At 65.2% G+C, this 6,405-nt stretch carries 7 protein-coding genes; 6 read left to right on the top strand and 1 reads right to left on the bottom strand.

Features of this window, described 5'->3' with window-relative positions; translation table 11 throughout:
- The first annotated feature begins 555 nt into the window (after nucleotides 1-555).
- The 3 genes from rpoZ (at nucleotide 556) to ACFOYU_RS12240 (ending at nucleotide 4,002) form a co-directional block, all read left to right on the top strand.
- Nucleotides 556-963 (top strand): DNA-directed RNA polymerase subunit omega, encoded by a 408-nt coding sequence (rpoZ, locus tag ACFOYU_RS12250; RefSeq protein WP_226741140.1) that lies wholly within the window; start codon nucleotides 556-558, stop codon nucleotides 961-963.
- Nucleotides 964-1,121: 158 nt separating this feature from the next.
- Nucleotides 1,122-3,293 (top strand): RelA/SpoT family protein, encoded by a 2,172-nt coding sequence (locus ACFOYU_RS12245; RefSeq protein WP_377033782.1) that lies wholly within the window; start codon nucleotides 1,122-1,124, stop codon nucleotides 3,291-3,293.
- 7 nt (nucleotides 3,294-3,300) lie between these two features.
- Nucleotides 3,301-4,002 (top strand): gamma-glutamyl-gamma-aminobutyrate hydrolase family protein, encoded by a 702-nt coding sequence (locus ACFOYU_RS12240; RefSeq protein WP_377033781.1) that lies wholly within the window; start codon nucleotides 3,301-3,303, stop codon nucleotides 4,000-4,002.
- A gap of 65 nt (nucleotides 4,003-4,067) precedes the next feature.
- Here the strand turns inward: ACFOYU_RS12240 and ACFOYU_RS12235 are convergent, their stop codons facing one another.
- Nucleotides 4,068-4,277 carry a hypothetical protein gene (locus ACFOYU_RS12235; protein ID WP_377033780.1) on the bottom strand — a complete coding sequence of 70 codons (210 nt, stop codon included), beginning with the start codon at nucleotides 4,275-4,277 and terminating at the stop codon, nucleotides 4,068-4,070.
- A 33-nt stretch (nucleotides 4,278-4,310) separates the two neighbouring features.
- Here ACFOYU_RS12235 and ACFOYU_RS12230 point away from each other — a divergent pair, with 33 nt between their 5' ends.
- The 3 genes from ACFOYU_RS12230 (at nucleotide 4,311) to ACFOYU_RS12220 (ending at nucleotide 6,358) form a co-directional block, all read left to right on the top strand.
- Nucleotides 4,311-4,505 (top strand): hypothetical protein, encoded by a 195-nt coding sequence (locus ACFOYU_RS12230; RefSeq protein ID WP_226741144.1) that lies wholly within the window; start codon nucleotides 4,311-4,313, stop codon nucleotides 4,503-4,505.
- Between the two features lie 220 nt (nucleotides 4,506-4,725).
- A complete protein-coding gene (locus ACFOYU_RS12225; protein ID WP_377033779.1) occupies nucleotides 4,726-5,463 on the top strand; it encodes a hypothetical protein in 738 nt (245 codons plus the stop codon).
- Nucleotides 5,464-5,605: 142 nt separating this feature from the next.
- Nucleotides 5,606-6,358 carry an outer membrane protein gene (locus ACFOYU_RS12220; protein WP_377033785.1) on the top strand — a complete coding sequence of 251 codons (753 nt, stop codon included), beginning with the start codon at nucleotides 5,606-5,608 and terminating at the stop codon, nucleotides 6,356-6,358.
- Nucleotides 6,359-6,405: the final 47 nt, after the last annotated feature.

Genomic DNA, 6,405 nt, shown 5'->3' with positions numbered 1-6,405 from the left:
AGCGCGATCATGGACTACCTGGAGCACCACAATGCTGACCCGAAACCCTTTGTCTGGACAGCCCCGGCCTCAGCGATCCTGGAAAAGATCGCCCGTGCGAAACAAGCGTTAGAGTCACAACACTAGCGAGCCGCCCCGGAATGACGGCGTGGAGGCCCCAACGCCACTTGAAGTCGTGGATGGCCGGGACAGGCCCGGCCATGACGCGGGTGGCGCCGACCTGCTCTCTTCCCCCTTGTGGGGAGGAGGTGGAGGTGGGGGTGTGGGCGCCGGACCTTCATAGGCTATCGCTCACACCCCCACCCTGGCCCTCCCCACAAGGGGGAGGGAATGGCGGTGCGCCATCACAGCCAAATCCTACAACGGTCTCATCCTCCCCCACCCTCATCCTGATGAGCCGCGTCGAAGGAGGCTCGAGCGCATTCCGGAAGCCGTGCGGCGCCCGCGGGCGCCCCCTGCCCCCCGGTCAGGAGAGCCTTCCCCTTGTCTTCCTGCCACTTACGGTGTATCCAGCCCGTCTTCCGATATTTTCGAACCTCAAGAAGGAGCCTCTTCATGGCTCGTGTGACCGTCGAAGACTGCATCGACAAGGTCGACAACCGGTTTGAGCTCGTGCTGCTCGCCAGCCATCGGGCGCGCCTGATCTCGTCTGGTTCGCCGCTCACCATCGACCGCGACCGCGATAAGAACCCCGTGGTGGCGCTGCGCGAGATCGCCGAGCAGACCATCGCTCCCGACGACCTGAAGGAGCAGCTCATCCATTCGATGCAGAAATACGTCGAAGTGGACGAGCCCGAAGCGGAGGCCGTTCCGCTGCTCGGCAACACCGCCGCCGCCGCCTCGGCCAGCAAGGACAACGACACGGACGTCCAGTTCGACCGCATGAGCGAGGAAGACCTCCTCCGCGGCCTGGAGGGCCTCGTTCCTCCGAGCAGCAGCGCGGACGACGACGACCGCGAGTAAGCCCGACGACAAAAAATTTCTTGAAAAGCCCGGCTCCAGGCCGGGCTTTTTCGTTAACAGCAGGTGAGGCAATCGCGAGCCTTGCGGTTCTGCTCTGTTCCACAATATCTTTTTAACTTCAGCCGCCTAAAGCGTTTTGGAAAGGAGATGGCCGCCGAATGATGCGCCAGTACGAACTTGTCGAGCGGGTCAAGCGCTACAACCCCTCGGCCGACGAGGCGCTTCTCAACCGCGCTTACGTGTACGCCATGATGGCGCACGGCAACCAGAAGCGCGCATCCGGCGACCTGTTCTTCGGCCATCCCCTCGAAGTCGCGGCCATCCTGACCGAGCTGAAGCTCGACGACGCCACCATCGCGGCCGCCGTGCTCCACGACACGGTGGAGGACACCGAGGCGACCCTCGACGAGATCAACAAGACCTTCGGCCCCCAGATCGGCGCCCTCGTGGACGGTCTGACCAAGATCAAGCGGCTCGACCTCGTGTCGAAGCGGGCGGCCCAGGGCGAGAATTTCCGCAAGCTGCTTTTGGCCATCGCGGACGACGTGCGCGTCCTCCTGGTGAAGCTCGCCGACCGGCTTCACAACATGCGCACGCTCCAGTTCATGACGCCGGAGAAGCGCAAGCGCATCGCCGAGGAGACCCTGGAGATCTATGCCCCGCTCGCCGGGCGCATGGGTATCCAGGAGATGCGCGAGGAGCTGGAGGACCTGTCGTTCCAGAACCTCGACCCCGAGGCCTACGAGGCGATCAACCGCCATCTCCACGAACTGACCCTCAAGAGCGAGAAGCTGGTCGAGGAGATCGAGCAGGACCTGACCGCCAAGCTGAAGGCCCAGGGCATCGAGGCGAGCGTCAGCGGACGCCAGAAGCGCCCTTATTCGATCTGGCGCAAGATGGAGCGCAAATCGGTCTCCTTCGAGCAGCTCTCCGACATCTTCGGCTTCCGCATCATCGTGGACACCGTCGACGAGTGCTACCGGACCCTCGGCGTCGTGCACACCTCCTGGCCGATGGTGCCCGGGCGCTACAAGGACTACATCTCGACGCCCAAGCAGAACGACTACCGCTCGATCCACACCACGGTGATCGGCCCCGGCAGCCAGCGCGTCGAGCTGCAGATCCGCACCCTGGAGATGGACGAGGTGGCGGAATACGGCATCGCCGCCCACGCCCTCTACAAGGAGGGCATCAACGGCAATTCCCGCCTCGCCAATGAGAGCCGCGCCTATCAGTGGCTTCGCCGCACCATCGACCTGCTGGCCGAGGGCGACAACCCGGAAGAGTTCCTCGAGCACACCAAGCTCGAACTGTTCCACGACCAGGTCTTCTGCTTCACCCCGAAGGGCCGCCTCATCGCCCTGCCGCGCGGGGCAACGCCCATCGACTTCGCCTATGCGGTCCACACGGATGTCGGCAACACCGCCGTGGGCTGCAAGATCAACGGCCGCATGTCCCCGCTCCTGACGGAACTGCAGAACGGCGACGAGGTCGAGATCATCCGCGCCGAGGGGCAGACCCCTCCGGCCGCATGGGAATCCCTCGTCGTCACCGGCAAGGCCCGCGCCTCGATCCGCCGCGCGACCCGCGCCGCCGTGCGGCGGCAATATACCGGCCTGGGGCACCAGATCCTGGAGCGCGCCTTCGAGCGCGCCAACCGCCCCTTTTCCGACGAGAAGCTGAAGGGCGCCCTGCCCCGCCTCGCCCGCGCCTCCATGGAGGACGTGCTGGCCGCGGTCGGCCGGGGCGAGATGTTTTCGGGCGACGTGGTCCGTGCCGTCTATCCCGACTACAAGGACGAGCGCCGGGCGGGAGCGGACGGCCAGTCGGGCAAGCCCAACGGCGCGGCGAAGGACGGGTCGGGGGATCACGCATCGGGTGGCATCCCGATCCGCGGCCTCAACCCTGACATGCCGATCCGCTTCTCGCCGGAAGGCGGCGCCGTGCCGGGCGACCGGATCGTCGGCATTCTCACCCCGGGCGAAGGCGTGACCATCTATCCGATCCAGTCCCCCTCCCTCGCGGCCTACGACAACGAGCCGGACCGCTGGATCGACGTGCGCTGGGACCTGGAAACCCACGATCCGCAGCGTTTCCCCGCGCGCATCAAACTTCAGTCGATCAACGAGCCGGGCTCCCTCGCCCAAATCGCCCAGGTGATCGCCGATCACGACGGCAACATCGACAACGTGGCGATGAAGCGCCGGACCCAGGACTTCACCGACGTCACCATCGATCTGACGGTCTGGGACCTGAAGCACCTCAACGCCATCATCGCGGAGCTGCGCGCCAAGCGCGTGGTGAGCCGCGTCGACCGAGTCACCGGATAGCCAGAGCATGAGCCGCAAGCCCCGCATCGCCGTCATCATGGACGAGAACACCAGCGTCGACGGCACGCGCTACGACACGTCCAAGAGCTATTTCGCCGCCATACACCGCGCCGGAGGCCTCCCGTTCGGCATCCCGTACCTGGCGGATCTGGTCGCCCCGGTGGTCGAGGAGTTCGACGGCTTCCTGAGCGTGGGCGGCCGGATCGGCTTTCCCGAGGCCTGGTATGTGGACGGCGACCGATCGCAATACCAACCGTCCGACCGCCTCGCCGTCGAACAGGCGCTGATGGAGGGCTTCCTCGCACGGAACAAGGCGGTTCTCGGCATCTGCAACGGCATGCAGATGCTCGGATGCCTTCATGGCTGCCGCATGGTGTCCGACGTGCATGCCTCGTGGCCCGGCGCGCTCAACCACGACAAGCGGGACTTGCTCCATGGCGTGACCATTCGGAACGGCACGAAGCTGGCCGGGCTTGTCGGAGCGGAGACGTTCGAGGTGAATACCTTCCACCGGGAGGCCCTCGTCGAAGTGTCGGACGGCGTCGTCGCCGCCGCACACGGCCCCGACGGCGTCATCGAGGCGATCGAGGTTCCGGGCCGGTCCTTCGCTCTCGGCCTGCAATGGCATCCGGAAAAGTTCGCGTCCGCCGATCATCCCGGCACGCGTGTGTTCGACGCCTTCGTGCAGGCGGCACGCCGCACGGACTGACTGCGGCGCCGGGAAAAGCACGCCTGGAGGCGTGAATTCTTTTCCCTCCGGCCCGCCGGACGCTCTCAACCGCCAATCAGGAGAAGACCGGGAATCTCTGTTACGACCCAGACGGCACCGGAGCGGGCCAGGCCCAGCAATTCGCCAAGCTCGATCCGAAGGCGGTCCTGAACAACCTGGACTTCGTCGTGATCTCCTGAACGCTCGGCCCCGCCCTCCCGGGTGGGGCCGCCCCCGTGCCCGGCGGTTGACAGCCCTTCCCAATCGTTATCCATTGGCGCCGTCCGCGTGAATCAAGGAGGGAGCCGATGGACCGCTGGCCGATCCCGGGAACGCAGGCTTGGCCCACCGGATGGCGCCTCGCCGTCCTCGCGGCGAGCATCGTTGCCGCCATCGCCATTGCCCAGGTGGCCGGCTGGGGCTTCTTCGGCGCCCTCCTGCTCTCCATCCTCGTGGTCCCCGTGACGGACCTGCTCTTCCGCCGCCTCGCATCGAGACGCTGATCCCCGACTGTCCGAATTTCGCTCGTTTGCCTCGTGATGACTCACGCATCACCATGCGCTCCGACAATCGTCCTATACCGGTCCAGGCTATTGCCTGCGCTCCCGGCAACATTCGAGCCGTTTCTCCACCCGTTCGACTGGCGCAATTCGCCGGTTAGGCATTTGTTAACTCAAGTATCTTTCACTGACTGAAATTAACTCATCCATCGGACCAGATATTTTGTCTATTCACTTATCGGCGCTTCGCCTTTGCCTTCCGGCTTCTCTCGCATTCCTCTCCTTTCTTCCCGGCGCGTCCCGCGCGGCGGACGACGAGATCTGGAATTCCAGGATCACGCAGGCATGGCTCGACGATCATGTCGCCTTCGCCAAGAGAACGCCTCCCACCCGTGTCCGCTATTCCCTGGGCGGCACGCAGGTCTGGTCGAACGGCCTTGTGCCCTCCAGCTTCCAGGCCTTCGCGACCGCGCCCTCGGACCAGGTCGTCGGGGCCAAGCTGAAACCGTTCTACGACTTCTCCTTCCTGATCGGCACCGAGCTCGTCCGCTCGGGCGACACCACCCGCATCCTGTCGTCGAACGTGAACTGGGAAACGTCCTGGTCGCGCAATCTGCAACGGCTCGGCGGGCTCAAACTCGGCGTCGCGACCACCGGATCGGTCGGCAGCCAGGATGCGGCCTATTCGCAGTCGGTCAGCGGAACCCTCGGGCTCCCGCTCGCCATGCCGCTCGAGAAATGGACCATGGAGATCCGGCTTTCGCCCAGCATGAGCCTGAACACGTCGAACGGAGAGATCGGCACCCATCTGACGTCGGAGATCGTCAGCCAGCACGTGCTCGGCTCGCCCGTCAGCGAGTTCAAGTCCGTCCTGAACCTCAAGCTCGGGTACGATCTCGCGCCCGATACGCGCCCGGCGGCCTTCGCAGGGTTGGAGATCAGGATCACGCCCAATCTCTGATTACCATTGGTAAACCACACGGGCCGGAATCGCCCGCCGCAGGCCGTTTGTTGCCGTTGCGTAACTGACAATTCCACCTCTTCTGGGGAAGTCCTGGACACCGTCTTGAGGTGTCTTATGAAAAACGTTCGTCTCGTCCGCCCTGCTGGCGCTCACCGTTTCGGCCCAGGCCGCCGACCTTCCCAATCGCAGCGCCCCTGCCCCTTACGCAGCGGCTCCGCTCTTCACCTGGACGGGCGCGTATGTGGGCATCAACGGCGGCGCTCTCTGGGCCAACCGGTCCACGCCGATCCTGTGGGACGCTGAGGGCGTGCCGTTCCCGGGCCCGATCTCGGGCAGCAACACCACGGGCGTCAGCGTCGGCGGCACGGCCGGCTACAACTTCCAGCTCGGCCCGAACGTCGTCGCGGGCGTCGAGGGCGATCTGTCCCGGGCCAACATCAACCGCAAGAGCCGTCTCCTCGGGGTCGACGACGACAACGGCGACCTGACGGTCACCACCGGCAAGTTCGCCAACAAGCTCGAATATTTCGGCACCCTGCGCGGCCGCGTCGGCTTCCTGGCGATGCCGTCGCTGCTCGTCTACGCCACGGGCGGCCTCGCCTATGCGGACGTGACGCACACGACTTCCGGCTCCTCCACCGACATTGACGGCACGGAGGTCTCCTTCGGGTCCAAGTCCAGCAAGAAGTGGAGCTACCCGGTCGGCGCCGGCGTCGAATACGCGCACACCAACAACTGGTCCGTGAAGGGCGAATACCTCTATGTCGGCCTGTCCGACACCAAGTACCCCATGCACGACCTCGCCGACGGCGAGGCGATGGCGCTGGTGAAGGAGCACAACGCCTTCTCGACCGTGCGGCTGGGCCTCAACTACCGCTTCGGCGGCTTCTGAGACGGATCGCATCGCGATGCCCGCAAGGCCCGGCTTCTCCGCCGGGC

This window comes from Microvirga sp. GCM10011540, assembly GCF_042650665.1.
Taxonomy (GTDB): domain Bacteria; phylum Pseudomonadota; class Alphaproteobacteria; order Rhizobiales; family Beijerinckiaceae; genus Microvirga; species Microvirga lenta.
The sequence above is the reverse complement of the archived record's forward strand: the minus strand, read 5'-3'. Positions and strand labels throughout refer to the sequence as shown.